The organism is Pseudogulbenkiania sp. AW2-16 (genome assembly GCF_056824575.1).
The window spans coordinates 782,665-808,083 of the sequence record NZ_CP157668.1; the positions used below are offsets into that span (position 1 = coordinate 782,665).

Here is a 25,419-nt window from a genome sequence, read left to right on the forward strand (position 1 = left end):
GGCGAACCCTGGCTGCGCCGCCCGCTCCAAGCTGTTGCCACGTTTTTACAGGATGATCCGATGACACCCACCACTCTGCGCCGCGGCGTGCTGCCGCTACTGTGCGCCGCGCTGCTGACAGCGCTGCCGGCCGCCGCCAACCCAGCGCTGGAACGCGCCCGCTTCACCGACCTGGCCGGCAAGAACGCCGCGCTCACCCAGTACAAGGGCAAGGTCACCGTGGTGAATTTCTGGGCCACCTGGTGTTCGCCCTGCCGCGAGGAGATGCCGATGCTCAACGCCGTGCGCACCCGCCTGGCGCCGCGCGGCGTCGAGGTGGTCGGCGTGGCGCTCGACGACAAGGTGTCGGTCGGCAATTACCTGCGCACGACCCGGGTGAGCTATCCCATCGTGCTGGGCGACGGCAACACGCTCGACCTGATGCGCGCCATCGGCAACCCGGCCGGCGGCCTGCCCTACACCGTGGTGCTGGACCGCTCCGGCAAGCAGGTCGCCACGCTGATCGGCAAGCTGTCGGAACAGACCCTGCTGCAGGCGGTCGAGCCGCATCTCTAGGCACCTGTTCACGATCCCTTGGCCCCCGTGCCGGGCCTCGTCGCCCGACCTGCCGCCACGACGAAAAAAAGCCCGGCCTAGGCCGGGCACAAGCTGACAACAACAGGGAAAATCTCAGAAGGTCACCTTGACCGGCGCCCACTTGGCCTGGCGCACCTGATAGACGGTGATCGGCGCCTGGATCAGGTCGCCACGGCTATCGAAGCGGTAGCTGGCGTTCACCCCCTCGTAACTGATCTTTTTCAGCGCCGCCGTGACCTTGCCGGGCTCGGTGCTGTTGGCCTGCTGCATGGCCTTCGCCACCAGCATCACCGCGTCGTAGTGCTGCGGGCCGTAGGACAAGGGCGGCTTGCCGTACTTGGCCTGATAGCGCTTGATGAAGTCCTGGCCCTGGCTGCGCTTTTCCAGCACGTTGCCGGCCACCGCCGCCATGAAGCCTTCGCTGTTGCTGCCGGAGAGCTTGATGAAGTTATCGGTCTGGATCATGTCGCCACTGAGCACCTTGGTGGACAGGCCGAGCTGCTTCATCTGCAGCGCCAGGGGAGCCGCCCGGCTGTCGGACATGGCAACGAACAGCAGGTCCGGCTTGGCGGCACGGATCGTGGTCAGGATCGGACTGAAGTTGTTCTGCCCCGGCGTGGTGTATTCGCGGCGGATCACCTGCGCCCCCAGGCGCTTGGCCTCGGCCTCGAACTTGTCGGCCAGGCCCTGGCTATAGGCGGTGCGGTCGTCGATCATGGCGATGCGCTTGGCCTTCAATTCGCTCAGCGCGTATTGGGCGATAGCCGGTCCCATGCGGGTGTCCACCGCGCTCAGGCGGAAGGCGTTGCCGTAGCCCTGGTTGGTGTAGGTGGCGTTAACCGCCACCGAGAACTGCGGCAGACCGGCCTGGTTGATGATGCGCGCGGCGGGAATGGTGGTGCCCGACGTGAACGGGCCGACCACCGCCTTCACTTCTTCATCCAGCAGTTTTTGCGCGGCCAGGGTGGACTGCTTGGGGTCTTCCTGGTCGTCCTGCGATACCAGTTCGAACTGCACCGGCTGGCCGTTGATCCTCAGCGCACTGCGGTTGAGGGTGTCGACGGCGAGCTGGGCACAGTTCTGGTTGTCCTTGCCCCAGTGGGCGTCCGGCCCGGTCAAGGGGCCGATGAAACCGATTTTCACCACCTCGGCGGCAGAAGCGGCGCTGATGCCCCCCAGGGCCAGCAGGGTAACGAGCAGGGTGTGTTTCATGTTTTGCATCCTGATGAGGTTGTTGAATCGACAAGGGCACAGCAACAGCTTGATTGCGACAGCGTTGGCACCGACCGGGCCGCTAACGAAACCGGTCGGGCCAGAACTCTGGCGGAATGGCCGCCACCCCGGTGAGGTGGTCGCGCAGCAGCGCGCCGGTGGTGGCGGCGAGGGTCAGGCCGAGATGGCCATGACCGCAGGCGAAGAACAGTTGCCGCAGGTGCGAGGACGGGCCGATCACCGGCACGGTATCCGGCACCGACGGGCGGTTGCCCATCCAGGCGCTCATGCCCTCGGTACCGAGTTCGCCCAGCATGGCCTGCGCCTTGTCCAGCAGCAGGTGGGCGCGACGGTAGTCCGGCGGCGCGTCGCGGTGCGCCAGTTCCACGGTGCCGGCCAGGCGCAGGCCGCCGTCGGCCATCGGCAGGATGACGAAGCTTTCACTGGCGTTGAGCAGGAAATGCCGTAGCGGACGGCCGGCCCTGGGCAGGGTCAGGTGGTAGCCGCGCTCGCTCTCCAGCGGCAGCGCCTGGCCAGCCTGGCGTGCGAAACGGTCGCTCCACACGCCGCTCGCCACCACGACCTGCCCCGCGCTCAGCGCGCGGCCGTCGGCCAGGGTGATGCCGCTGACGGCGCCGTGCTGCTGACGCAGCGCCGTCACCGGCTGCTGCAGGAACCGGCCGCCTTCGCGCAGGAACTGCTGGAACAGGCCGAGGCTGAACAAGTAGGGATCGTCCACGTGCGACCAGTCGGGAATCAGCACCCCCTGCTGCCACGGCGCACGCAAGGCCGGCTCCAGCCGTGTCAGTTGGTCTTTGTCGCAGCGCCGCCAGCGCACGCCCTGCTCGCCGCGCCGCTGCCAGCGCGCCAGGTCGGCCTGCAGGGCGCCCTGATCGGGATAGAGCGCCAGTGCGCCGTGGCGACGCCAGCTCCCTTCCAGACCGCAGCGGGCGATGAGCGGGGCGTAGTCCTGGTTCACCCGGGCCAGCAGCTGTCCCAGCTGCCGGCTCAGCGCCGCCACCCGCGCTGGCCGGCTCGCCAGCACGAAGCGGCCGAGCCACGGCATCAGACCCGGCAGATGGCGCCAGCGTACCGCCAGCGGGCCGAGCGGATTGAGCAGCCAACGTGGCACCTGGCGCAGCACGCCGGGCTCGGCGAGCGGGAGCACCTCGCTCACCGCCAGCGCCCCGGCGTTGCCGGACGAGGTGCCGGACGCCGGCGGATCGCGGTCGAGCAACAGCACGTCGAGCCCGGCCAGGCGCAGTTGCAGCGCGCTGGCGATGCCGACCACGCCGGCGCCGACCACGATGACGTCGGCGCGGCTCATGCCCCCTCGCCTACGCCGAGGCGCCAGTTGGCCAGCGCGCATCGCGCCGCCGCCAGATCCCAGGCGGCGGTACCGACGCTCTTGAACAGGCGCGGGCGGGCCGCGTCGAAGCGTCCGGCCACGGCGTCGGCCAGCGACGCCACGGTGGACCAGTCGATCCCGGCCTGGATCAGATCCCCGGCCTCGTGGCGCGCGCCGACCGGGTCGTCGGAAAACAGCTGGCTGCCGGCGATGGCGTGCGGCCCCAGCTCGGCCATGTCGGGACGGAAGGCGCCGACCCCGATCAGCAGACGATCGGGACGCGCCGGCTGGTCGTACACCGGAACCTTGCTGGTGGTCAGCATGATCACCACTTGCGCCGCCTCGGCCACGTCCCCCGTGGCCGGCTGCAGATCCAGGCCGAGCGTGCCGTGCTCGCGGCAGAACGCCTCGGCGGCCGCCCTCTGGTGGCCATGCACGTCGACGCGCAGTCCCGGATACAGCGCCGCCAGCGCCTCGGCATGGCCGGCCGCCTGCTTGCCGGTGCCGATCAGCGCAACGTGGCGCGGAGGCGCCTCTTGCAGCGAGCGCATCGCCAGCATCGAAACCGCCGCGGTGCGCCGTGCGGTGACGGTCGGCCCGTCCAGGATCAGCAGCGGCACGCCGCTGGCGGCGTCGTAGACGCTGACCACGCCGTGGATGGTGGGCAGGCCGTGGCGGCTGTTGTGCGGGCAGACGTTGACCAGCTTGTGCATGGCGACATCGTGGGCGGAGGCCGGCATCGAGAGCAGCACGCCCTCCCCCTGTAACGGCAGCACCTGGCGTTCCGGGCTGCTGATGCGACCGGCCTGGTACTCTTCGGCGGCGTCCGCCAGCACGTGGCACAAGGAATCGAAGGGCAACAGCTCGGCGGTTTGGCGGGCGGAGAGAACCGGTAGCGGTGTCGACATGCTCATGGGGCGTCAGACCTCTGAATTGGTAGAATTTCGACCAGATTTTGGTTGCTTTCACATCAACCATCCAAAACTGGCCAGATGTAGGACAGCAACCACACTGTTTATGTCAAAAAAATTACCAATTAGCCACGCAAGGCACAACCCTATCGCGTCATCGTCAGGGAATTTGGTAAACTTTGTCACCAATACGCAACACTCATGTCCGCTTTTAGACCAATTTGAGTGACCACCATGCAAGAGACCAACCACTTCCAGCCGCGCCCGATCTACCAGCAGGTGGCCGAGCAAATCCAGCACAGCATCACCAACGGCGAATTCCTGCCGGAATCCCGCCTGCCGTCGGAGCGCGAGCTGGCGGCACGCTTCCGCGTCAGCCGCCCCGCCGTACGCGAGGCCATCGGGTCGCTGCAGAACCAGCAGCTGGTGATGACGCGCCGCGGCTCGGGCACCTACGTCTGTGCCGATGCCTTGCAGCGGCTGCAGCAGGCCCAGCTCGCCGACACGGACCGACGCGCCGACGACAGCCCGCTGTCAACGCTGGAGGTGCGGCTGCTGCTGGAGCCCGCCATCGCGCGGCTGGCAGCACGACGCGGACAGCGCGACGACAAGGCCGAGCACTACCTGGCGCTGATGAAGAACGTCAAGAACATCGACATCCAGGCACAGCAGGCGCTGTGGAGCGAGAGCGACCGGCTGTTCCATCGCCAGCTGGCCGTGATGACCGGCGATGTGCTGATGGTGCGCATCGCCGACGAAATCGCGAAAGCCATGGAGCAGCCGCTGTGGCAGCGGCTGCGTGACGACGGGATCTACGACGAGGAACGCATCAGCCTGTACGTGGCGGAACACCAGCTGATCTACGAGGCGATCGTCAGCGGCGACGAGCAGGCGGCGGCCTTCTACGTCGAGCAGCATCTGCGTCGGGTGGGCCGGGACATTTCCACCGGCGACGCCTCGCCGCCGAAAACGCCGGCCTAGCCGGCCGCACGCCCACCCGCGCAGCCGCTGCCTGCAGACGGCCCCCTCACCGGGGAAAGGACGCCTCCGCGGGGCGGAGGCGGCACGCCTAAGCACTACTCACCCGCTGCGCCAGCCGCAGCGCGGCGATGCGGCCGATCTCGCCGAGACAGCGGGCGAATTCCTGTTGCGGGGGGTCGTGCAGGCGCTGCTCGAGCTGGGCGAGGATGTCGTCCCGGCCGAGCCCGGCCACGGCGACGATGAAGGGATGGCCGAAGCGCGCGCGATAGTGGGCGTTGAGTTCGGCCAGCCGCGCGGTGTCGGCGCTCTCCTGGCGCAGGCCGGCGGCCTGCTGCTCGCCGCCCGAGGCCGCGCTCAGCGGGGCACGTGTACCCAGTTCGGGGTGGGCGCGGATCAGCGCCAGCTGTTCCTCGTGGGAGGCTGACAGCATGGCGGACACCAGCGCCTGCCACAGCGCAAAGCGCGTGCTGAACGGGCGTTGTTCCCAGGCGCGCTCGGCCACCCACGCCGTCTGTTCGAACACGCCGTCGAGCGCGGCGACGAAAGCGTCGCGCTCCAGGGCCGACAAGTCCGCCGGCGTCCAGCGCCGGTTGTCAGGGCTATCCATGGCGTCCTTCCTGCCGCCAACGCGGCGAATCATCACCATGCGGTTATAACCATAATAGAAGCTGGCCACTGCGCTGCTTTCCCGACAGCATCGTCATGACCGACAGAAAGGCCACACCATGGGCCGTCTCACCACGCATGTGCTCGATACCGCGCGCGGCTGCCCCGCCGCCGGGCTGGTCGTGAGCCTGTACCGCATCGACGGCCTGCAACCACGCCGGCTGCTGGTTACCCGCACCAACGCCGACGGCCGCTGCAATGCCCCGCTGCTGGAAGGCGCGGCGCTGCAGCCGGGGGTGTACGAGCTGCACTTCGCCGCCGGCGACTACCTGCGCGCGCAGGGCCATGCCCTGGGCGACCCGCCCTTCCTCGACGTGGTGCCGATCCGCTTCGGCATCAGCGATACCACGGCGCACTACCACATCCCGCTGCTGCTGGCGCCGTACGGCTACAGCAGCTACCGCGGGAGCTGAGCGTGGTTGCCTACCTGCTCGACTGGCTGGCGCTGTTGCTGCGCTGGCTGCACTTCGTGGCCGGGGTGGCGTGGATCGGGGCGTCGTTCTACTTCGTCTGGCTCGATAACCACCTGACCCCGCCCACCGACCCGGAACTGCAGCGGCGCGGCGTCGGCGGCGAGCTGTGGGCGGTGCACGGCGGCGGCTTCTACAACCCGCAGAAGTACCTGGTCGCTCCAGCCGTGCTGCCGTCCAGGCTGCACTGGTTCAAGTGGGAGGCCTACACCACCTGGCTGTCGGGCTTCGCGCTGTTGGCGCTGCTGTATTTGGCGCGCGCCGAGGTGATGCTGGTCGATAGCGCCGTGGCGCGCTTGAGCCCGGCGCTGGCGGTGGCCGTGGCGTTGCTGACGCTGGGCGGGGCCTGGCTGGTCTACCACGGCCTGTGTCGCAGCCCGCTCGGACGGCGTGACGGCAGGCTCGGTCTGAGCGTCTACCTGCTGCTGGTGGCACTGGCCTGGGGGCTGTCGCAGCTGTTCGCGGCGCGCGCGGTGTATCTGCTCTGCGGCGCGGTGATCGGCACGCTGATGGCCGGCAACGTGTTCTTCGTCATCATCCCCGGCCAGCGCGTCATGGTGGCGGCCCTGACACGCGGCGAAACGCCGGACCCGGAGCCGGGACGGCGCGGCAAGCAGCGCTCGGTGCACAACAACTACTTCACGCTGCCGGTGCTGTTCATCATGATCAGCCCGCACTTCGCCTTCACCTACGGCCACCGCTACGGCTGGGCGCTGCTGGCCGGCATCGGCGCCGCCGGGGTGCTGATCCGCCACTTCTTCAACCTGCGCCACCGTGGCATCGTCGACTGGCGCTTTCCCGCCGCCGGCGTGGCGCTGTTGCTGCTGGTGGCGCTGGCCGGCGCGCCGTCCGGCGTGCTGTCCGGCGTGCTGTCGGCCGGGGAAAAACGGTCTTCGGCCAACCTGGAGCAGGTGCGCGCCATCCTGGCGCAGCGCTGCGTCGCCTGCCATGCCGCACGGCCGAGCTTTGCCGGGTTTTCGGCACCGCCGGCCGGGGTGCGGCTGGACGAACCGGCCGAGATCAAGCGCAACGCCGCGCGCCTGGCCGCGCAAGTGCAAAGCAGGACCATGCCGCTCGGCAACCTGACGCACATGACCGACGCCGAACGCCGCCTGGTCGTCGAATGGGCCGCCGCCGGGGCGCCGGACTGAGCGCCGGCCCGGCGCCCCGGGCCCCGGAGAACCCGGCCGCAGCGGCTTCGGCCAACCTGGGCCGGCGGGACCGACCAGCGACACGGCATGGCCGGAGCGCGGGCTCCGCCTTGGCGACCGCGGCGCGGGGGAAGTGGGTAAGGAGGGACGGAGGAGTGGCGACACCAGCGGCAAGCGGGCCGTCCGCCGAAGCGGGCAGCGGCGCGCTGGTCACACTCAGGACGCCTCGGCCGCGTCGATGATGCCCCACCAGCGCAGCGTCTGGCGGAAATGGTTGCGCACTTGGCCGGCGGCCTCCTGCTCGTCGCCGCCGGCGATCGCATCCATGATCGCCAGGTGCTCCTGCATCGCCGGCACGATGCGGTCGGGCAGCAGCGGGCGGGAATGCTGCATCACCAGGATGCGATCGCGGTTGCGTGCGTAGATCTCCCGGATGCTGGCGTTGTCGAGAACATTGGACAGGGCGCTGTGCAAGGCCCAGTCCACCGCCATCGCCTCGCGCTGCAGCGAGGGCGTGATGCCGGCGCGCGCGGCGTCGAGCACCTGCTGATGCTTTTGCCGCAGTTCGCCGAGCGTGTCCGCGGCGTGCCGGCGCACCAGCAGCCGGGCGCCCTCCTGGTCGAAGACGGTGCGCAGGTGGAAGCACTCGCGCACCAGCTCCGGCGTCGCCTCCATCACCGCCACGCCGCGCTTGGGCAGGACGCGGACGTAACCGGCCGACTCGGCGCGCTTGACCGCTTCGCGCACCGGCGCCAGCGGCAGCCCGATCACCCCGACCAGGTCCGACATCGAGACGAACTGCCCGGCCCGCAGGCCACCGCCGGTCAGCAGCTCCCGCAGCGCCAGGAAGGCCTTGTCGGCCAAGAGCAAACCTTCAGGCTCCTGCATGTTTCTCGTCCCCATCCATTTCGTCGAGCGGCAATTGTCACATCAGGCTTCGCCGGCAGCAAATTCCACCTGCCACACCAAGCAAACCCATAAAGACATTTTTGTTGCAAAACTCGAAAAATTCAAACTAACATGTCAGAAAGAATATAACACCACGTCCCCGGTGCCGCTGTACTCCGGCCGGCGGGTAACGGTGAGTCGTCCGACGCGGAATCCGTCCCGCTTCGGCAAGCACCAGGTGGCTCAGCACCCCCTCCCGGCCGGCTCGGGAGGAGAGGCCTACCGGCCGGGAGTCGATAGCAAAACTATCGACAGAACCGATGCCGGAGGGAATTCAAGCGCTTGCGCTTTATCCCTAAGCTGTCCCAACCAAGCTAATAATTATTTACACCAAGGAGAAGCAGATGGCCCGAACAAGAGCAGCGCATGCCGCCACCGCGGCGTTGCGCAACAACCCCGTGAGCATGGAACTCACCCCCTCCCGTCATCCCTTCGACAAGACCCCGGTTGCGCACGGCAACCCCCTTTCGATCCGGTTTGCGAGGTGAACCATGTACAAACGCTTCCATAAGACCCTGTTCGGGCAAGTCGTCATCGCCCTGATTCTCGGCGTGATCGTCGGCATCGTCTGGCCCGATTTCGCCACCAAGCTCAAGCCGATGGGCGACGGCTTCATCAAGCTCATCAAGATGCTGGTCGCGCCCCTGGTGTTCTGCGTCGTGGTGCACGGCATCTGCAGCACCGGCGACCTGAAGAAGGTCGGCCGCGTCGGCGTCAAGGCCCTGCTCTACTTCGAGATCGTCACCACCTTCGCCCTGGCGCTGGGCGTGCTGCTGGCCGAAACCCTGCGGCCGGGCGCGGGCATGAACATCGACCCCCACACCCTCGATGCCTCGGCGCTGGCCGACTATAGCGAGCGGGTGTCCCAGGTGGGCCACCTGACGGCGGTGGACTTCATCATGAAGCTCATTCCCGCCACCTTCGGCGACGCCTTCGCCAAGGGCGACATCCTGCAGGTGCTGCTGATCGCCATCCTGTTCGGTTGTGCCGTCGCGGCGCTCGGCGAGCGCGGCCGCCCGGTGACCGTCGCCATCGACCACCTCGGCCAGGTGTTCTTCAAACTGATCGGCTTCATCGTCAAGCTCGCCCCCTTGGGCGTGATGGGCGCCATCGCCTTCACCGTCGGCAAGTACGGCATCGGCTCGCTCAAGCAGCTCGGCCTCTTGGTGGCGCTGTTCTACCTGACCTGCAGCATCTTCGTGGTCGGCATCCTCGGCATCATCCTGCGCCTGGCCGGCTTCAACATCTTCAAGCTGCTGGGCTACCTGCGCGAGGAACTGCTGATCGTGCTGGGCACCGCCTCGTCCGACGCCGTGCTGCCACAGGTGATGCGCAAGCTCGAGCTGATGGGGGTGAAGGATTCGACCGTGGGCCTGGTGATCCCCACCGGCTACTCCTTCAACCTCGACGGCTTCTCGATCTACCTGACCCTGGCCGCGGTGTTCATCGCCCAGGCCACCAACACGCCGCTGTCGCTGACCGACCTCCTCACCATCCTCGCCATTTCGCTGGTGACCTCGAAGGGCGCCCACGGCGTGCCGGGCTCGGCCATCGTGATCCTGGCCGCCACCTTGAGCGCCATCCCGGCCATACCCGCCATCGGCCTGGTGCTGGTACTGTCGGTGGACTGGTTCATGGGCATGGCGCGCGCGCTGACCAACATGATCGGCAACTGCGTGGCGACCGTGGTGGTCGGCGTGTGGGAAAAGGATATCGACCGCGAACGCGCCACCCAGGTGCTCAACGGCGAAATCAAGGTCGATTTGCGCGCCCCGGCCCGTGCCGAAATGTTGGCCGAAGCCGCGCCCCAGACACGCCTCTGATCGAGCGCTCGACACCCCGAGGGACACGCCAAGCCGGCGCGTCCCTCACGAACTTTCACTGAACACTGCAAGGAGAACCCATCATGGCCCACGCCACCGGACCCACCGTCATCGCCCCGCCCGCCGAGCTGCCCGATTGGGCGCGCCGCTCGGTGGACCTCGCCAACCCGCGCCTGGGCGCCCAGGCCCTGTACGCGTCCGACGATTTCTTCGCCGACGTCTCGCGCATGCTCAACCCGGAACCGGCCCAGTTCGTTCCCGGCAAGTTCGACGAGAACGGCAAGTGGATGGATGGCTGGGAGTCGCGCCGCAAGCGTGTGGCCGGCTATGACTGGGCGCTGGTGAAGCTCGGCGTGAAGGGCGTGATCCGCGGTTTCGACGTGGACACCAGCCACTTCACCGGCAACTACCCGCCGGCGGTGTCGATCGAGGCCACCGTGTCCGCCAGCGACGACGTGGAAGCGCTGAAGGCCGCCGCCTGGACCGAGATCCTGCCCGCCACCGCGCTGGGCCCCAATAGCCATCACCTGCTGCAATGCGCCAACGGCGACGTCTGGACCCACCTGCGCGTCAACATCTACCCGGACGGCGGCATCGCCCGCCTGCGCGTGTACGGCCAGCCGGTAGGCGGCCTGGAGAGCGCCGGCCCGGACCAGCTGGTCGACCTCGTCGCGCTGGAAAACGGCGGCCGCCCGGTGGCCTGGAACGACGCCAGCTTCGGTTCCTCCGCCAGCAATATGCTGCTGCCCGGCCGCGGCCTGAACATGGGCGACGGCTGGGAGACCCGCCGCCGCCGCGAACCGGGCAACGACTGGTGCGTGCTGGAACTGGGCGCGCCCGGCATCATCGAGAAGATCGAGCTGGATACCGCCTTCTACAAAGGCAATTATCCCGATGCCTTCTCGCTGCAGGCGGCCTTCGTCAGCGGCGGCACCGACCAGTCCGCCACCACCCAGAGCATGTTCTGGCCGGTGCTGCTGCCAGAGCAGAAGCTGTCGATGGACGCGGTGCACACCTTCACCGACCTGGCCAGCCTCGGCCCGGTGACGCACGTGCGCCTCAACATCTTCCCCGACGGCGGCGTCTCGCGCCTGCGCCTGTGGGGCCGGGTGGCCAAATGAAGACCCTCGACCTCAGGGTGGAGCCGCTCAGCCGGGAAGCCTTCGCCCCCTTCGGCGACGTCATCGAGGCGTCGGAGGCGGTGCGCCACTTCCCCATCAACGGCGGCAACACCGAGCGCTACCACGACCTGGCCAGCGTCGAGCCGGGGCCCGAGGGCCGGGCCATCGTGTCCATCTTTCGCGGCCAGCCGCGCGCGCTGCCGTTCCGGGTGGAGATGATGGAGCGCCACCCGCTGGGCAGCCAGGCCTTCATTCCCCTGTCCGGCCGCCCCTACCTGGTGGTGGTGGCCCCGGCGGGAGCGCCTCCGGCGGCGGCAGACCTGCGGGTCTTCCTCGCCCGCGCCGACCAGGGCGTCAACTACCGCACCGGGGTGTGGCACCACCCGCTGCTGGCGCTCGACGCGGTGTGCGACTTCCTGGTGGTGGACCGCAGCGGCCCCGGCCACAACTGCGACGAAGTCCAGCTCGACACCGTCGGGGTGATTCCCGGCGTGGCCTGAGCAGCGGGAGCACCGATCATGCCTGACATCGTTGCCGACGGCGTCCGCGCCAGCCCCGCCCGCCAAGGCGGGGGCGCTCCGGGCGCAGGTTGGCCGAACCGCGAAAGGTAGCGCGCCATGTTGCTCGGTCTGGCGCTCCTCTACGTAGGAGCCGTGCTGATTCTCAACGGGCTGTGGATGCTGGGCCGCATCGGCGACAGGGAGATCTCCGTGATCAACCTGTTCGCCGGCGGCCTCACCCTGCTGGTGGCCCTCAAGCTCGCCTTCGGCGAGGGGGCTAACGCCGCGTCGATCAAGGCGGGCGCCCTCTCCCTGCTGTTTTCCTTCACCTACCTGTGGGTCGCCATCAACCGCCACAACGGCGCCGACGGCCGCGGACTGGGCTGGTTCAGCCTGTTCGTGGCGATCACCGCGCTGCCGGTGGCGGTGGATACCCTGCGCCTTGCCGCGTCCACCTGGGACTGGTGGTTCGGCCTGTCCTGGCTGGCGTGGGCCGTGCTGTGGCTGCTGTTCTTCCTGCTGCTGGCGCTGCAGAAACCGGTGGCCGGGCTCACCGCCGGCATGGCCATCGTCCAGGGCGTGCTGACCGGCTGGCTGCCGGGCTACCTGCTCCTGACCGGGGCAATGCGCTAAGAACCTGTTCACGATCTTGCTGCGCATCCTGATCGGGGCTCATGTGCTGCTCGGAATCCTCATGTACTCCAGTACATTCCGGTTCCTGCGCTGCTTTTCACCCCGCTGAGGGCTGCTCGCGACTGATCGTGAACAGGTTCTAAGGACAACGGCACCCGACGCCGCCCGCAGGCCAAAACAAAGCCGGCCCGTCTCGCGACGGCCGGCTTTTTCCTTTCGACGGCGGGAACTCAGCCCTGCGGCGCGTAGGGATGATGCTGATGCCAGTGGCGGGCGATGTCGACGCGGCGGCACACCCACACCCGGTCGTGCTTCTCGATGTGGTCGAGGAAGCGCTGCAGGGCGCGGAAGCGTCCCGGACGGCCGAGCAGCCGGCAATGCATGCCGACCGACATCATCGCCGGACGCTCGTCGCCTTCGGCGTACATCACGTCGAAGGCGTCGCGCAGGTAGTCGAAGAACTCGTCGCCGTGCGAGAAGCCCTGCGGCAGGGAGAAGCGCATGTCGTTGGTGTCGAGGGTGTAGGGCACGATCAGTTGTGGCACCGTCGCGCCGTCGGTCTTCTGCACCTCCATCCAGAACGGCAGATCGTCGCCGTAGTAGTCCGAGTCGTACAGGAAGCCGCCGTAGTCGGCCACCAGGCGGCGGGTATTGGGGGAATCGCGCCCGGTGTACCAACCCAGCGCGCGCTCGCCGGTGAGGCGTTCGATGATCTCCATGCCGATGCGCAGGTGCTCGCGCTCGGTCGCCTCGTCGACGTTCTGGTAGTGGATCCAGCGCCAGCCGTGACCGGCGATCTCGTGCCCCAGCTCGCGGAAGGCCGCGGTGACCTCGGGGTGGCGTTCCAGCGCCATGGCGACCCCGAACACGGTCAAGGGCAGGCCGCGCCGCTCGAATTCGCGCAGGAAGCGCCACACCCCGACGCGCGAGCCGTATTCGTAGACGCCTTCCATCGACATGTGGCGGTCCGGGAAGGCCGGCGGGCTGAAGAGTTCGGACAGGAACTGTTCGCTCGCCGGATCGCCGTGCAGCACGCAGTTCTCGCCGCCCTCCTCGTAGTTCAGCACGAACTGGACGGCGACGCGGGCGCGGCCGGGCCAGTTGGCGTACGGCGGGTTGCGACCGTAGCCGACCAGGTCGCGGGGGTAATCCTTGGTGATGGCCATGTGTTTCTCCTGCATTGTTGCGCGCCCGGCACCATGCGGTGCCCGGTGTCATGATTGCCGTTGCCTCAGGTGCGCCGCGCGGCGCGCATCGCTGCCGGGTAGATCAGCGCGCCGGCCAGCGCGCCGATCACCCAGCCGAAGTTGTTCTCGGGCAACAGATGGAAAAATTGCGTCGCCAGCTCCCAGCCGACCGACAGCGTGCCGGACAGCGTGAGCGCCGCCAGGCCGACCTTGTTCCAGCCGCCGTCGTAGTGATAGCGCCCGGTGGGCGCCATCGTGTACAGCTCGGCCTCCTGCACCACCTGCTTCTTGACGAGGTAGAAGTCGGCCATCATCACGCCGTACAGCGGGGCGAGGATGGAGCCGAACACGCTGACGAAGACCGTGATCGCCTTCGGGCTGTCGACGAAGATCCACGGACACACCAGCACCGCGAGGATCGACGCGATCAGCCCGCCGCGCTTGAAGTCGACGTGCTTGGGGAAGAGGTTGGCGATGTCGTAGGCCGGCGAGACGAAATTGGCGACGATGTTGATGCCCATCGTGGCGACGACGAAGGTCAGGCTGCCGATCACCACGGCCACCTTGTTGTCGATGCGCGAGACGATGTCGACCGGGTCCATGATCATCGCGCCGAACACCGTCGAGCTGCCGGCGGTCACGATCACGGTGATGATCGAGAACACGATGAAGTTCACCGGCAGGCCGAGGAAATTGCCGATCTTCATCTGGCGCTCGTTCTTGCCGAAGCGCGAGAAGTCGCCGAAGTTGAGCAGCAGCGCGGCGAAGTAGCTGACCACCAGCAGCACCGCGCTGCCCATCGCGGTGACCGATTCGCTGCCGCTGAGCACCTTGTCGCCGAGCGTCAGGTCGAGCGCGCCGAGGCCGGCCTGCGACAGAATCCAGCCCATCAGCACGAACATCACGACATACACCGCCGGGCCGCAGAAATCGACGAATCGGCGAATCGTTTCCATGCCGCGCTGGAAGATCACCAGCTGGAAGAACCACATGAACATGAAGCAGGCCCAGCCGAGCAGGTCGAGCCGCAGAAAGCTTGTGTCGCGCAGCGCCACGGCGCCGGGGAAGAACAGCAGCACCAGCGTCGCCACCGCCTTGGAGGCGAAGTAGGTCTGCACGCCGTACCACACGATGCCGACCACGCCGCGGATGACCGCCGCGAGGTTCGCCCCCATCACGCCCATGCTCACGCGCGCCATTACCGGGAAGGGGATGCCGTGCACCAGGCTGGGTTTGCCGACCCAGTTCATCAGCAGGTTGACCAGCAGGATGCCGAGCGTCAGCGCCGCCAGCACCTGCCAGCCCGACAACCCGAGCAGGAACAGGCTCGCGGCAAAGGTATAGCCGCCCACGCTATGCACGTCGGACATCCACATCGCGAAGATGCTGTAGCCGTTCCAGGTGCGCGCGCTCTGCGGCACCGGCGCGAGGTCGTCGTTGTAGAGGCGCGGGTCGGCGCCGGTGATGACCGGTTGCGGAGTGCTGCGGGTGGCGCTGTGGGCGGTGGTGGTCATGAAGGGTTCCTCCTCGCGATGCGTCGTCGTGGTGCCGATGGGGCCGGGGCCGGCACGCTGACGCGTGCAGGCTCATACCGTTGTTAATAGACGGCGGAGACGGCAAATGCTGGCCCCGTTGACGACAGCCTCGGCGGGAGAGGCTCAGGAACCCGGCTGGGCGCTCAGGTGTTCGAACTGCCCGGTGAAGCGCTTCGCGGGTGGGAAGGCCAGATCGCCGTGCTTGCTGGTGCCGAGCCGGAGGCTCACCAGCGTCTCGGCAAGCTTCACCGCGGCGGTGACGCCTTCGACGATCGGCAGGCCGACCGCCTCGCGGATCTCGTCGGCGAGATCGGCCATGCCGCCGCAGCCCAGCACGATCGCGCCGATGCCATCCTCGGCCTTGGCGCGGCGGCATTCCGCCACGATGCGCTCGAGCGCGCAGGCGCCGTCGTCCTCGAGGTCGAGCACCGGGATCTCGGCCGCGCGCACGCGCCGGCAGTGGTGGGCGAAACCGTAGGACTGCAGCAGGTGCTCGGCGATGATGCCGGTGCGCCCGAGCGTGGTGACTACCGAGAAGCGCGTCGCGATCATGGTCGCCGGGTGAAAGGCGGCCTCGGCGATGCCGATCACTGGGGCGCGCGTCAGCTCGCGCGCGGCGAGCAGCCCCGGATCGCCGAAACAGGCGATGACGTAGGCGTCGGCCCCTTCGCGCTCGCCCTTGCGCACCTCCTCGGCGACGCCGACCGCGCTGATCGCCTCGTCGAAATGGCTCTCGATCGAGACCGGACCGCTGTCCGGGTTCACCGCGACGATGCGCGTGCCGGGCGCGGCCACGCGCTGGGCAGACGCGCCGATCTTTTCGGTCATGCTGCGGGTGGTATTGGGGTTGATGACGCGTATCAGCATGGTTGTCTCCTTGGTATGTAGGCGGGAGCCCGTCCTCGGTCGGCGAAAGCCGGTTTTCCCATCTTCCGCCTTCCAGTGGGACAAGCTCGGACGGCCCATCGTTGCCAACAGTCTAGAATTGCCTTGTACACAATTCAATGATTTTTTGTGTACATACAATAGTTACCTACGATACGCGTTGCCGGTGCGCACCTCCTGCCTTGCGCTGCGCTCGAGGCCAGCCTGCTGCAGACACGCCGCAAGCCGCCTACCCAGCATCAACTAAAAACAATTTCAGTTATATACGTATACAATTTTTGTACGCACACGCCTCACTTTCCTGCGATGACAGCGCTCGCCCCGACAGCACGCGCTGGAGCGGTATCGCCAGCAAGGGCGGGCGCCCCGCATCGCAGGACGCCTCCCGCTGCAGGACGACGCCTGCGGCGGCAAGGCGGCCGCACGGCGTTCACGGTGCGCGACAGCAGCACCGGCGTTTTCACCGACACGGGGAGGCGCGGCCGGGCGAGTAAATACTAAAAGTATCGACAGAACCGAGACCCCCGGCAATTCAACCACTTAGTCTTTCTCCCTATGCTGTGACCATCAGTCAAGCAAACCCACCCCAGGAGGAAGACAAATGGCCCGAATGAGAGCAGTGGATGCCGCCGCGGCGGTATTGCGCAAGGAAGGTGTTGCCACCGTGTTCGGCGTACCCGGCGCCGCCATCAATCCCCTTTATTCGGCCATGAAGAAGGATGGCCGCTTCCAGCACGTGCTGGCGCGCCACGTGGAAGGCGCCTCGCACATGGCGGAGGGCTACACCCGCGCGCGCGCCGGCAACATCGGGGTGTGCATCGGCACCTCCGGCCCGGCCGGCACCGACATGATCACCGGCCTGTATTCGGCGTCGGCGGATTCGATACCTATCCTGTGCATTACCGGCCAGGCGCCGCGCGCCCGCCTGTACAAAGAGGACTTCCAGGCGGTGGACATCGAATCTATCGCCAAGCCGGTCACCAAGTGGGCGGTGACGGTGCGCGAGCCGGCGCTGGTGCCGCGCGTGTTCCAGCAGGCTTTCCACATCATGCGCTCCGGCCGTCCCGGCCCGGTGCTGATCGACCTGCCCTTCGACGTGCAGATGGCCGAGATCGAATTCGACATCGAAACCTACGAGCCCCTGCCCTTGCACAAGCCGGCCGCCACGCGTGCACAGGCCGAGAAGGCGATGGCCATGCTCAACGCCGCCCAACGCCCGCTGATCGTCGCCGGCGGCGGCGTGATCAACGCCGACGCCGCGGCGCGGCTGCAGGAATTCGCCGAGCTCACCGGCGTGCCGGTGATCCCCACCCTGATGGGCTGGGGCACGATCCCCGACGACCATCCGCTGATGGCCGGCATGGTCGGCCTGCAGACCTCACACCGCTACGGCAACGCCACAATGCTGGCGTCGGACTTCGTGATCGGCATCGGCAACCGCTGGGCCAACCGCCATACCGGCTCGGTGGAGGTCTATACCGAAGGCCGCACCTTCGTGCACATCGACATCGAGCCGACCCAGATCGGCCGGGTGTTCGGCCCCGACTACGGCATCGTCTCGGACGCCGGCGCGGCGCTCGACCAATTGCTGGAAGTGGCGCGGGGGATGAAGCTGGCCGGCTGGCTCCCCGACCGCAGCGCCTGGGTCGCCGAGTGCCAGGACCGCAAGCGCACGCTGCAGCGCAAGACCCACTTCGACGCCGTGCCGATGAAGCCGCAACGGGTATACGAGGAAATGAACCGCGCCTTCGGCCGCGACACCTGCTACGTCAGCACCATCGGTCTGTCGCAGATCGCCGCCGCCCAGTTCCTCCACGTCTACCGGCCGCGCCACTGGATCAACTGCGGCCAGGCCGGCCCGCTGGGCTGGACCATCCCGGCCGCGCTGGGCGTGTGCGCCGCCGACCCCGAGCGCAAGGTGGTGGCGATCTCCGGCGACTACGACTTCCAGTTCATGATCGAGGAGTTGGCCGTCGGTGCCCAGTTCAAGCTGCCCTACCTGCACGTGGTGGTGAACAACGCCTACCTGGGGCTGATCCGCCGAGGCCCAGCGCGGCTTCGACATGGACTTCTGCGTGCAGCTGGCCTTCGAGAACATCAACGCTCCCGAGACCGAAGGCTACGGCGTGGACCACGTGGCCGTGGTCGAGGGCCTCGGCTGCAAGGCGATCCGCGTGCGCCGGCCGGAGGAAATCCAGCCCGCCTTCGCCCAGGCCCGCGCCTGGATGGAAGAGTTCCGCGTGCCGGTGGTGGTGGAGATCATCCTGGAACGCGTCACCAACATCTCGATGGGCACCGAGATCAACGCCGTCAACGAGTTCGAAGAACTGGCCGCCCGCGGCGCCGACGCCCCGACCGCCATCGCGCTGCTCGACTGAGCCGCGCCCAGACATCAGGAGGACACCATGCCGAAATTTGCCGCCAACCTCACCATGCTCTTCACCGAGCTGCCTTTCCTCGAGCGCTTCCAGGCCGCCGCCGAGGCCGGCTTCCAGGGGGTCGAGTACCTCTTCCCCTACGCCTTCGCCAAGGAGGTCCTGGCCGAGCAGCTGGCGCGCCACGGCCTGGTGCAGGTGCTGCACAACCTGCCCGCCGGCGACTGGGAAGCCGGCGAGCGCGGCATCGCCTGCCATCCGGACCGGGTCGACGAGTTCCGCGACGGCGTCGGCCGCGCCATCGACTACGCCCGCGCCCTGGGCTGCACCCAGCTCAACTGCCTGGCGGGCATCGCCCCGGCCGGGGTGCCGCAGGACACGCTGCAGGAGACCTTCGTCGCCAACCTGCGCTTCGCCGCCGCTCAGTTGCAGCGGGCGGGCCTGCGCCTGCTGATCGAACCGATCAACACCTGGGACATCCCCGGCTTCTACCTCAACCGCACCGCCCAGGCGGCGGCGATCCTCGACGCGGTGGGCTCGGACAACCTGTTCATCCAGTACGACATCTACCACGCCCAGCGCATGGAGGGCGAACTGGCGGGCACCATCGCGAAATACCTGCCGCGCATCGCCCACATCCAGCTCGCCGACAACCCCGGCCGCCACGAGCCGGGCAGCGGCGAGATCAACTACCCGTGGCTGCTGCGTCACATCGACCAGCTCGGCTACGACGGCTGGATCGGCTGCGAGTACAAGCCCGCCAGCAGCACCCGCGACGGGCTGGGCTGGATCAAGGCCCTTGTCGCCTGACCCCCAGCAGAGAACCGGAACATAACAGGAGACTACATCATGGCAAACATCGGTTTCATCGGCCTTGGCATCATGGGCGCCCCCATGGCCGGCCACCTCATCGCCGGCGGGCACACCGTCTTCACCTACACCCGCGGCCACACCCCGGGGGCCATCCTCGAGGCCGGCGCCAGGGTCTGCGCCAACGGCGCCGAAGTGGCGCGCCAGGCGGACATCGTCATCACCATGGTGCCCGACACCCCGCACGTGGAAGACGTGCTGTTCGGCGCCAACGGCGTCGCCGCCGGCCTCAGCGCCGGCAAGATCGTGGTGGACATGAGTTCCATCTCGCCGGTGGCCACCAAGGAGTTCGCCCGCCGCATCAACGAGCTCGGCTGCGAGTACCTCGACGCGCCGGTATCCGGCGGCGAAGTCGGCGCCAAGGCGGCGACGCTGACCATCATGGTGGGCGGCAGCGAGGCCGCCTTCGCCACGGTCCTTCCGCTGTTCGAGCTGATGGGCAAGAACATCACCCTGGTGGGCGGCAACGGCGACGGCCAGATCACCAAGGTGGCCAACCAGATCATCGTGGCGCTCACCATCGAGGCGGTGGGCGAGGCGCTGCTGCTCGCCGCCAAGGCCGGCGCCGACCCGGCCAAGGTGCGCCAGGCGCTGATGGGCGGCTTCGCCAACTCGCGCATCCTGGAGGTGCACGGCGAGCGCATGGTCAAGCGCACCTTCGAGCCGGGCTTCCGCATCGAGCTGCACCAGAAGGACCTCAACCTGGCGCTGACCACCGGCCGCCAGCTCGGCGTGTCGCTGCCCAACACCGCCACCGCCCAGGAGCTGTTCAACGCCTGCGCGGCGCACGGCGGCGCCGGCTGGGATCATTCGGCGATGGTGCGCGCGCTGGAGAAGCTGGCCAACTTCGAGATCGGCCAATAAGTGTTGTAAGAACCTATTCACGATCTGTCGCGAGCAGCCCTCAGCAGGGTGAAGAGCAGCGCAGGAACCGGAATGTACTGCAGTACATGAGGATTCCCGATCGCTGAGCCAATCACTGCGTGCACATGAGCCCCGATCAGGGATGCGCGGCAAGATCGTGAACAGGTTCCAAGAAGGGCCGGCATCGACCGGCCCCATAGCCCCCAGGAGACCCCATGCGTTACCTGTCCATCGATGTCGGTTCCTACCGTTTCGTCGCGCGGCTGGAAGAGGAGGCCGCGCCGCGCACCTGCGCCGCCTTCCTGAAGCTGCTGCCCTTCTCCAACCAGGTGATCCATTCGCGCTGGAGCGGCGAGGCGGTGTGGGTGCCGCTCGGCGACTTCGACACCGGGCTCGGCTTCGAGAACCACACCAGCCACCCTTCGCGCGGTGACCTGCTGCTCTACCCGGGCGGCTTTTCCGAAACCGAGATCCTGTTCGCCTACGGCAGCAGCCAGTTCGCCAGCAAGATGGGCCAATTGGCCGGCAACCACTTCCTGACCGTGGTCGAAGGCGCCGATCAGTTGATGGACATGGGCCGCACCGTGCTGTGGAAAGGCGCGCAGCCGATCCGTTTCACCGACCTCGGTGAGCTCTGATAGCAAAGGACACCCGCCGATGAACACGCCTCCCCGCGACCTGCTGGCGAAGATGTTCGCCGCCGCCGTCAACGCCGCCCAGCCGGAGCACTGCATACCTCCCTTCCTGCCGGAACCACCACGCGGCCGCACCATCGTCATCGGCGCCGGCAAGGCGTCGGCCGCCATGGCCCAAGCGCTGGAGCGGCACTGGCCGGGTGAGCTTGCCGGCACTGGTGGTGACGCGCTACGGCTACGCCGTGCCGTGCCAGCGCATCGAGATCGTCGAAGCTGCCCACCCGGTGCCGGACGCCGCCGGGCTGGCCGCGGCGGGCCGCCTGCTGGACACGGTGCGCGGCCTGACGCCCGACGACCTGGTGATCTGCCTGATCTCGGGCGGCGGCTCATCGCTGCTGCCGCTGCCGGGCCACGGCGTCAGCCTGGAGGACAAGCAGGCCATCAACCGCGCCTTGCTGACCTCCGGCGCCACGATCGCCGAAATGAACTGCGTGCGCCGCCACCTCTCGGCGATCAAGGGCGGACGGCTCGCCGCCGCCTGCCATCCGGCGCGCTTGGTGAACCTGCTGATCTCGGACGTCCCCGGCGACAACCCGATGGACATCGCCTCCGGCCCGACGGTGGCCGACCCCACCACCTGCGCCGACGCGCTGGAGATCGTGCGCCGCTACGGCATCGCCCTGCCCGCCGGCGCGCGCCGCCTGCTGGAGTCCGGCGACGGCGAGACCGTCAAGCCGGACGACGACCGCCTGGCGCGCGTCACCACCCACCTGGTGGCGACGCCGCAGATGGCGCTGGAGGCCGCCGCCACGGTCGCCGCCGAAGCCGGGCTGCCGGCGCTGATCCTCGGCGACAGCATCGAGGGCGAGGCGCGCGACGTCGGCAAGGTCATGGCCGGCATCGCGCTGCAGGTGAAGCACCGCGGCCAGCCGGCGGCGGTGCCGTGCGTGCTGCTGTCCGGCGGCGAGACCACGGTGACGGTGCGCGGCCAGGGCCGCGGCGGCCGCAACGTCGAGTTCCTGCTGTCGCTGGCGGTGGCGCTGAACGGCGCGCCGGGCATCCACGCCGTGGCGGGCGATACCGACGGCGTCGACGGGCAGGAGGAGATCGCCGGCGCCTTCATCACCCCCGACACCCTCGCGCGCGCCTGGGCCGCCGGCATCCGCCCGCGCGACCGCCTCGACGACAACGACGGCCACGGCTTCTTCGAAGCGCTGGGCGACGCCCTGATCACCGGCCCGACGCTGACCAATGTGAACGACTTCCGCGCCATCCTGCTCACCTGAGCGGCAAGCCATTATTAACTACAAAGTCTATTCCAGTAGGTGAGCGAGCCAAGGCAGGTTGAGTGTCGCCGGAGCGCAGGAACCGGAATGTACACGGAGTACATGAGGATTCCGCATCGCTGAGCGAATTGAAAATTCGCACGCAGTCCGCCGACGCTCAAACTGCGAAGGCGCAGCCGCCTAATGGGATGGACTCGAAGAGGAGACTGATGATGAGAGACACCAAGGCACTGACCCTGGACGAGGTCAAGCGTATCGCCGCCGCCGCCGAAACCGAGGCGACGGCACAAGGCTGGGCGGTCAGCATCGCGGTGTGCGACGCTGGCGGCCACGCCCTGTGGCTGCAGCGCATGGACGGCGCGCCGCTGATGAGCGCCGCGGTGGCGCCGGAAAAGGCGCGCACCTGCGTGCTCAGCGGCAAGCCGAGCAAGGCGTTCGAGGAGATGGTGAACAACGGCCGCTTCGCCGCGCTGGCGATGCCGGTGGTGCCGCTGGAAGGCGGCGAGCCGATCGTCGTCGGCGGCCAGGTGATCGGCGCGGTCGGGGTTTCCGGCGTCAAGGCCGGCGAGGACGCCCAGGTCGCCCGCGCCGGGGTGGCCGCCGTCATCGGCCAGTGGGAGGTCGCATGAGACGCCAGCGTCGTGCCCGCATCCTCGCCACGCTCGGGCCGGCGAGTTCCACCCTCGAGCGCATCCGCACGTTGGCCGAAGCCGGCGCCGACGTGTTCCGGCTCAATTTCAGCCACGGCAGCCACGAGGACCACGCCGCACGCCTGCGCCTGATCCGCGAGGTCGAGCAGGAACTCGGCCGCCCGATCGGCGTGCTGCTCGACCTGCAAGGCCCCAAGCTGCGTATCGGCCGCATGGCCGGCGGCAAGGCGCTGCTCGAGCCCGGCGCCCGCTTCCGCCTCGACCTCGACCCCGCCGAGGGCGACGCCGGCCGCGCCACCCTGCCGCACCCGGAAATCTTCGCCGCGCTCGAGGTCGGCACCGAGCTGCTGCTCGACGACGGCAAGCTGCGCCTGCGCGTCGAGGCCTTCGGCCCCGACTTCGCCGACACCACGGTGCTGGTGGGCGGCACGCTGTCCGACCGCAAGGGGGTGAACGTGCCCGGCGTGGTGCTGCCGATCTCGCCGCTGACGGCGAAGGACCGCGCCGACCTCGCCTTCGGCCTGGAACTGGGAGTCGACTGGGTGGCGCTGTCCTTCGTGCAGCGCCCCGAGGACATCGCCGAGGCGCGCGCGCTGATCGGCAACCAGGCCTGGATCATGGCCAAGCTGGAAAAGCCGGCCGCCATCGAGCATCTGGAGGAAATCGTGGCGCTGGCCGACGGCGTCATGGTGGCGCGCGGCGACCTCGGGGTGGAACTGCCGCCGCAGCAGGTGCCGGTGCTGCAGCGGCGCATCGTGCGCGCCGCCCGCGCCGCCGGCCGGCCGGTGGTGGTGGCCACCCAGATGCTGGAGTCGATGATCGTGGCCCCGGTGCCGACCCGCGCCGAAGCCTCCGACGTCGCCACCGCGGTGTACGAGGGCGCCGACGCGGTGATGCTGTCGGCCGAATCCGCCTCCGGCCAGTACCCGGTGGAGGCGGTCGCCATCATGGACCGCATCATCGCCGAGGTGGAGCACGACCCGGCCTGGCGCCACGAACTGGCGGCCGGCCACACCCCGGCCCGGCCCAACACCCCGGACGCCATCTGCTGCGCCCTGCGCCGCGTCGCCGAGCTGCTGCAGCCCGCAGCCACGGTGGCCTTCACCTCCTCCGGCTTCAGCGCGCTGCGCGCCAGCCGCGAGCGCCCGGTGGCGCCGATCCTGGCGCTCACCCCGCAGCTCGCCACCGCGCGCCGCCTGGCCCTGGTCTGGGGGGTCCATCCGGTGCCGTTCGACGAGGTACAGGACGTGGGCGAGATGATCGCCCACGCCAGCGACGCCGCCCTGCGCGAGCAGGTCGCGGCGCCCGGCGATACCGTGGTGGTGATCGCCGGCATTCCCTTCGGCCAACGTGGCAGCACCAACCTGCTGCACGTGGTGCACCTGCCCGGCGGCGTGGCAGGGGAAGGCTGACATGGCACCGCAGGACAACACCCCGCAGCCGCTCGTCATCGCCGGCCGGGCCTACGCCTCGCGCCTGCTGGTGGGCACCGGCAAGTACCGCAGCCTGGAGGAAACGCGGCAGGCAGTGGAAGCCTCGGGGGCGGAGATCGTCACCGTCGCCGTGCGCCGCACCAACCTCGGCCAGGACCCGGCGGCCCCCAGTCTGCTGGAGGTGCTGCCGCCGGAGCGCTACACCTACCTGCCCAACAGCGCCGGCTGCTATACCGCAGAAGATGCGGTGCGCACCCTGCGCCTGGCGCGCGAGCTGCTGGACGGCCACGCGCTGGTGAAGCTGGAGGTGCTGGGCGACGAGCGCACCCTCTACCCCAACATGCCGGAAACCTTGCGGGCCGCCGAGGTGCTGGTCCGTGACGGCTTTCAGGTGATGGTGTATTGTGCCGACGACCCGATCCAGGCGCGCCGCCTGCAAGATATCGGCTGCGTGGCGGTGATGCCGCTGGCCAGCCTGATCGGTTCCGGCATGGGCATCCTCAACCCCTGGAACGTGCGCCTCGTGATCGACGCCGTCTCCATCCCGGTGCTCGTGGATGCCGGGGTGGGCACCGCCTCCGACGCCGCCATCGCCATGGAGCTGGGCTGCGACGGCGTGCTGATGAACACCGCCATCGCCCAGGCCCGCGACCCGGTCGCCATGGCGCGGGCGATGCGCCTGGCCGTGGCGTCGGGACGGCTCGCCCACGAGGCGGGACGCATGCCGATGAAGCATTACGCGGCCTCGCCCAGTTCGCCCGGCGACGGCCTGATCGCGGTTGGCCGAAGCCGCTAGCCCCCGAGGAGAGGTGAGGATGGACCGATACACGGAACTCAAGAGCTTCGTGCTGGTGGCCGAAAAAGGCAGTTTCGCCGCCGCGGCGCAGGCCGAGCGGGTGACGCCGGTGGTGATGGGGCGCCGCCTCGACAGCCTGGAGGATCGCCTGGGCGTCAAGCTGATGCACCGCTCCACGCGCGGCCTACACCTCACCGACCTCGGCGAGCAGTTCCTCGACCAGGCGCGCCAGCTGCTCAAGGATTTTGACGACATCGAATCCTCGCTGCTGGCCGGACGCAACCTGGTGCGCGGCCACCTGGTGGTGTCGGCGCCGGCGGCGTTCGGGCGCCGCCACGTGGCGCCGCTCGGCCAGACCTTCCAGACCCTCTACCCCGACCTGAAGCTCTCGTTCAACCTCACCGACAGCGTGGTCGACCTGGTGCGCGAGGGCTACGACATGGCGATCCGCATCGGCGAGGTCACCGACCCCAACTACGTCGCGGTGAAACTGGCCAGCAACCGCCGCGTGGTGTGCGGCACGCCGGCGTACTTCGCGCAGCACGGCGTCCCGCACAGCCTGG

The 25,419-nt window shown here is 68.5% G+C and carries 24 protein-coding genes and 3 pseudogenes; 19 read left to right on the plus strand and 8 right to left on the minus strand.

The genetic code is table 11. From position 1 onward, the window contains the following. Positions 1-60: 60 nt before the first annotated feature. Entirely contained in the window at positions 61-555 is a 495-nt protein-coding gene (locus tag ABKF58_RS03850) for a TlpA family protein disulfide reductase (RefSeq protein WP_014085704.1), read from the plus strand. A gap of 114 nt (positions 556-669) precedes the next feature. Here the strand turns inward: ABKF58_RS03850 and ABKF58_RS03855 are convergent, their stop codons facing one another. The 3 genes from ABKF58_RS03855 to lhpI all read right to left on the minus strand — a co-directional run bounded on the left by ABKF58_RS03855 (position 670) and on the right by lhpI (position 4,050). Continuing rightward, positions 670-1,788 carry a branched-chain amino acid ABC transporter substrate-binding protein gene (locus tag ABKF58_RS03855; protein ID WP_482583410.1) on the minus strand — a complete coding sequence of 373 codons (1,119 nt, stop codon included), beginning with the start codon at positions 1,786-1,788 and terminating at the stop codon, positions 670-672. Positions 1,789-1,870: 82 nt separating this feature from the next. Beyond that, entirely contained in the window at positions 1,871-3,115 is a 1,245-nt protein-coding gene (locus tag ABKF58_RS03860; RefSeq protein ID WP_482583411.1) for an NAD(P)/FAD-dependent oxidoreductase, read from the minus strand. Continuing rightward, a complete protein-coding gene (lhpI, locus tag ABKF58_RS03865; protein WP_482583413.1) occupies positions 3,112-4,050 on the minus strand; it encodes a bifunctional Delta(1)-pyrroline-2-carboxylate/Delta(1)-piperideine-2-carboxylate reductase in 939 nt (312 codons plus the stop codon). Before lhpI ends, ABKF58_RS03860 begins: the two co-directional genes overlap by 4 nt. A 231-nt stretch (positions 4,051-4,281) precedes the next feature. On the opposite strand from lhpI, the gene ABKF58_RS03870 reads away from it, so the two are divergent. Then, positions 4,282-5,028, plus strand: coding sequence for a FadR/GntR family transcriptional regulator (locus ABKF58_RS03870; protein ID WP_482583415.1), 747 nt, complete (start codon positions 4,282-4,284; stop codon positions 5,026-5,028). Between the two features lie 88 nt (positions 5,029-5,116). Here ABKF58_RS03870 and uraD read toward each other — a convergent pair whose 3' ends face one another. Then, positions 5,117-5,635 (minus strand): 2-oxo-4-hydroxy-4-carboxy-5-ureidoimidazoline decarboxylase, encoded by a 519-nt coding sequence (gene uraD, locus ABKF58_RS03875; protein WP_008954803.1) that lies wholly within the window; start codon positions 5,633-5,635, stop codon positions 5,117-5,119. A gap of 118 nt (positions 5,636-5,753) precedes the next feature. Here uraD and uraH point away from each other — a divergent pair, with 118 nt between their 5' ends. Beyond that, positions 5,754-6,107, plus strand: coding sequence for a hydroxyisourate hydrolase (uraH, locus tag ABKF58_RS03880; protein ID WP_008954802.1), 354 nt, complete (start codon positions 5,754-5,756; stop codon positions 6,105-6,107). 2 nt (positions 6,108-6,109) lie between these two features. Beyond that, positions 6,110-7,315, plus strand: coding sequence for a urate hydroxylase PuuD (locus ABKF58_RS03885; RefSeq protein ID WP_482583417.1), 1,206 nt, complete (start codon positions 6,110-6,112; stop codon positions 7,313-7,315). Between the two features lie 216 nt (positions 7,316-7,531). Here ABKF58_RS03885 and ABKF58_RS03890 read toward each other — a convergent pair whose 3' ends face one another. Beyond that, positions 7,532-8,203: a GntR family transcriptional regulator gene (locus ABKF58_RS03890; protein ID WP_008954800.1), complete on the minus strand. Its 672-nt coding sequence runs from the start codon at positions 8,201-8,203 to the stop codon at positions 7,532-7,534. A 551-nt stretch (positions 8,204-8,754) separates the two neighbouring features. Between ABKF58_RS03890 and ABKF58_RS03895 the strand changes: the two genes are divergently transcribed. From ABKF58_RS03895 to ABKF58_RS03910, 4 genes are all read left to right on the plus strand, one after another. Further along, the gene (locus ABKF58_RS03895; RefSeq protein WP_482583418.1) at positions 8,755-10,086 is read left to right on the plus strand and encodes a C4-dicarboxylate transporter DctA; all 1,332 of its coding nucleotides are present in this window, start codon (positions 8,755-8,757) and stop codon (positions 10,084-10,086) included. 83 nt (positions 10,087-10,169) lie between these two features. Beyond that, entirely contained in the window at positions 10,170-11,207 is a 1,038-nt protein-coding gene (gene alc / locus ABKF58_RS03900) for an allantoicase (protein ID WP_482583419.1), read from the plus strand. Beyond that, a complete protein-coding gene (locus ABKF58_RS03905) occupies positions 11,204-11,707 on the plus strand; it encodes an ureidoglycolate lyase (protein ID WP_482583420.1) in 504 nt (167 codons plus the stop codon). Before alc ends, ABKF58_RS03905 begins: the two co-directional genes overlap by 4 nt. A gap of 117 nt (positions 11,708-11,824) precedes the next feature. After that, the gene (locus ABKF58_RS03910) at positions 11,825-12,340 is read left to right on the plus strand and encodes an AmiS/UreI family transporter (RefSeq protein WP_482583421.1); all 516 of its coding nucleotides are present in this window, start codon (positions 11,825-11,827) and stop codon (positions 12,338-12,340) included. Between the two features lie 230 nt (positions 12,341-12,570). On the opposite strand, the gene puuE is transcribed toward ABKF58_RS03910, so the two are convergent. From puuE to ABKF58_RS03925, 3 genes are all read right to left on the minus strand, one after another. After that, the gene (puuE, locus tag ABKF58_RS03915; protein WP_482583422.1) at positions 12,571-13,506 is read right to left on the minus strand and encodes an allantoinase PuuE; all 936 of its coding nucleotides are present in this window, start codon (positions 13,504-13,506) and stop codon (positions 12,571-12,573) included. Positions 13,507-13,571: 65 nt separating this feature from the next. Further along, entirely contained in the window at positions 13,572-15,041 is a 1,470-nt protein-coding gene (locus tag ABKF58_RS03920) for an NCS1 family nucleobase:cation symporter-1 (RefSeq protein ID WP_482583423.1), read from the minus strand. Between the two features lie 144 nt (positions 15,042-15,185). Beyond that, positions 15,186-15,929 (minus strand): aspartate/glutamate racemase family protein, encoded by a 744-nt coding sequence (locus tag ABKF58_RS03925; protein WP_482583425.1) that lies wholly within the window; start codon positions 15,927-15,929, stop codon positions 15,186-15,188. Between the two features lie 628 nt (positions 15,930-16,557). On the opposite strand from ABKF58_RS03925, the pseudogene gcl reads away from it, so the two are divergent. From gcl to ABKF58_RS03980, 11 genes and pseudogenes are all read left to right on the plus strand, one after another. After that, positions 16,558-17,934 (plus strand): annotated as a pseudogene (gene gcl, locus ABKF58_RS03930) (glyoxylate carboligase); the annotation flags it as partial. Between the two features lie 88 nt (positions 17,935-18,022). Next, positions 18,023-18,325: a thiamine pyrophosphate-dependent enzyme gene (locus ABKF58_RS03935; RefSeq protein ID WP_482583426.1), complete on the plus strand. Its 303-nt coding sequence runs from the start codon at positions 18,023-18,025 to the stop codon at positions 18,323-18,325. Positions 18,326-18,352: 27 nt separating this feature from the next. Further along, a complete protein-coding gene (gene hyi / locus ABKF58_RS03940) occupies positions 18,353-19,132 on the plus strand; it encodes a hydroxypyruvate isomerase (RefSeq protein WP_482583427.1) in 780 nt (259 codons plus the stop codon). Between the two features lie 39 nt (positions 19,133-19,171). After that, complete coding sequence (locus ABKF58_RS03945) at positions 19,172-20,056, plus strand: 2-hydroxy-3-oxopropionate reductase (RefSeq protein ID WP_482583428.1); 885 nt, start codon at positions 19,172-19,174, stop codon at positions 20,054-20,056. Positions 20,057-20,271: 215 nt separating this feature from the next. Next, positions 20,272-20,694, plus strand: coding sequence for a DUF3830 family protein (locus ABKF58_RS03950; RefSeq protein ID WP_008954788.1), 423 nt, complete (start codon positions 20,272-20,274; stop codon positions 20,692-20,694). A 52-nt stretch (positions 20,695-20,746) separates the two neighbouring features. Beyond that, positions 20,747-20,836: pseudogene (locus ABKF58_RS03955) on the plus strand (glycerate kinase type-2 family protein); the annotation flags it as partial. A 55-nt stretch (positions 20,837-20,891) separates the two neighbouring features. Beyond that, positions 20,892-21,977, plus strand: coding sequence for a glycerate kinase type-2 family protein (locus ABKF58_RS03960; protein ID WP_482583430.1), 1,086 nt, complete (start codon positions 20,892-20,894; stop codon positions 21,975-21,977). Between the two features lie 209 nt (positions 21,978-22,186). Then, positions 22,187-22,606, plus strand: a complete 420-nt coding sequence (locus ABKF58_RS03965; protein ID WP_236261593.1) for a GlcG/HbpS family heme-binding protein — start codon at positions 22,187-22,189, stop codon at positions 22,604-22,606. Then, positions 22,603-24,039 (plus strand): pyruvate kinase, encoded by a 1,437-nt coding sequence (pyk, locus tag ABKF58_RS03970; protein WP_482583432.1) that lies wholly within the window; start codon positions 22,603-22,605, stop codon positions 24,037-24,039. The genes ABKF58_RS03965 and pyk overlap by 4 nt, the downstream gene beginning before the upstream one ends. Position 24,040: 1 nt before the next feature. Then, positions 24,041-24,856: a thiazole synthase gene (locus tag ABKF58_RS03975; protein WP_482583434.1), complete on the plus strand. Its 816-nt coding sequence runs from the start codon at positions 24,041-24,043 to the stop codon at positions 24,854-24,856. Between the two features lie 19 nt (positions 24,857-24,875). After that, a pseudogene (locus ABKF58_RS03980) lies at positions 24,876-25,403 on the plus strand (LysR family transcriptional regulator); the annotation flags it as partial. Positions 25,404-25,419 lie beyond the last annotated feature (16 nt).

What these genes read in the sequence shown, in the direction of transcription:
- ABKF58_RS03950 (WP_008954788.1), top strand. Translation starts at nt 20,272, where the DNA reads ATGCGTTACCTGTCCATCGATGTCGGTTCCTACCGTTTCGTCGCGCGG.
- hyi (WP_482583427.1), top strand. Translation starts at nt 18,353, where the DNA reads ATGCCGAAATTTGCCGCCAACCTCACCATGCTCTTCACCGAGCTGCCT.
- ABKF58_RS03925 (WP_482583425.1), bottom strand. Translation starts at nt 15,929, where the DNA reads ATGCTGATACGCGTCATCAACCCCAATACCACCCGCAGCATGACCGAA.
- ABKF58_RS03895 (WP_482583418.1), top strand. Translation starts at nt 8,755, where the DNA reads ATGTACAAACGCTTCCATAAGACCCTGTTCGGGCAAGTCGTCATCGCC.
- uraD (WP_008954803.1), bottom strand. Translation starts at nt 5,635, where the DNA reads ATGGATAGCCCTGACAACCGGCGCTGGACGCCGGCGGACTTGTCGGCC.
- ABKF58_RS03870 (WP_482583415.1), top strand. Translation starts at nt 4,282, where the DNA reads ATGCAAGAGACCAACCACTTCCAGCCGCGCCCGATCTACCAGCAGGTG.
- uraH (WP_008954802.1), top strand. Translation starts at nt 5,754, where the DNA reads ATGGGCCGTCTCACCACGCATGTGCTCGATACCGCGCGCGGCTGCCCC.
- pyk (WP_482583432.1), top strand. Translation starts at nt 22,603, where the DNA reads ATGAGACGCCAGCGTCGTGCCCGCATCCTCGCCACGCTCGGGCCGGCG.
- ABKF58_RS03850 (WP_014085704.1), top strand. Translation starts at nt 61, where the DNA reads ATGACACCCACCACTCTGCGCCGCGGCGTGCTGCCGCTACTGTGCGCC.
- ABKF58_RS03920 (WP_482583423.1), bottom strand. Translation starts at nt 15,041, where the DNA reads ATGACCACCACCGCCCACAGCGCCACCCGCAGCACTCCGCAACCGGTC.
- ABKF58_RS03965 (WP_236261593.1), top strand. Translation starts at nt 22,187, where the DNA reads ATGATGAGAGACACCAAGGCACTGACCCTGGACGAGGTCAAGCGTATC.
- ABKF58_RS03975 (WP_482583434.1), top strand. Translation starts at nt 24,041, where the DNA reads ATGGCACCGCAGGACAACACCCCGCAGCCGCTCGTCATCGCCGGCCGG.
- ABKF58_RS03860 (WP_482583411.1), bottom strand. Translation starts at nt 3,115, where the DNA reads ATGAGCCGCGCCGACGTCATCGTGGTCGGCGCCGGCGTGGTCGGCATC.
- puuE (WP_482583422.1), bottom strand. Translation starts at nt 13,506, where the DNA reads ATGGCCATCACCAAGGATTACCCCCGCGACCTGGTCGGCTACGGTCGC.
- lhpI (WP_482583413.1), bottom strand. Translation starts at nt 4,050, where the DNA reads ATGAGCATGTCGACACCGCTACCGGTTCTCTCCGCCCGCCAAACCGCC.
- ABKF58_RS03855 (WP_482583410.1), bottom strand. Translation starts at nt 1,788, where the DNA reads ATGAAACACACCCTGCTCGTTACCCTGCTGGCCCTGGGGGGCATCAGC.
- ABKF58_RS03910 (WP_482583421.1), top strand. Translation starts at nt 11,825, where the DNA reads ATGTTGCTCGGTCTGGCGCTCCTCTACGTAGGAGCCGTGCTGATTCTC.
- ABKF58_RS03905 (WP_482583420.1), top strand. Translation starts at nt 11,204, where the DNA reads ATGAAGACCCTCGACCTCAGGGTGGAGCCGCTCAGCCGGGAAGCCTTC.
- ABKF58_RS03945 (WP_482583428.1), top strand. Translation starts at nt 19,172, where the DNA reads ATGGCAAACATCGGTTTCATCGGCCTTGGCATCATGGGCGCCCCCATG.
- alc (WP_482583419.1), top strand. Translation starts at nt 10,170, where the DNA reads ATGGCCCACGCCACCGGACCCACCGTCATCGCCCCGCCCGCCGAGCTG.
- ABKF58_RS03890 (WP_008954800.1), bottom strand. Translation starts at nt 8,203, where the DNA reads ATGCAGGAGCCTGAAGGTTTGCTCTTGGCCGACAAGGCCTTCCTGGCG.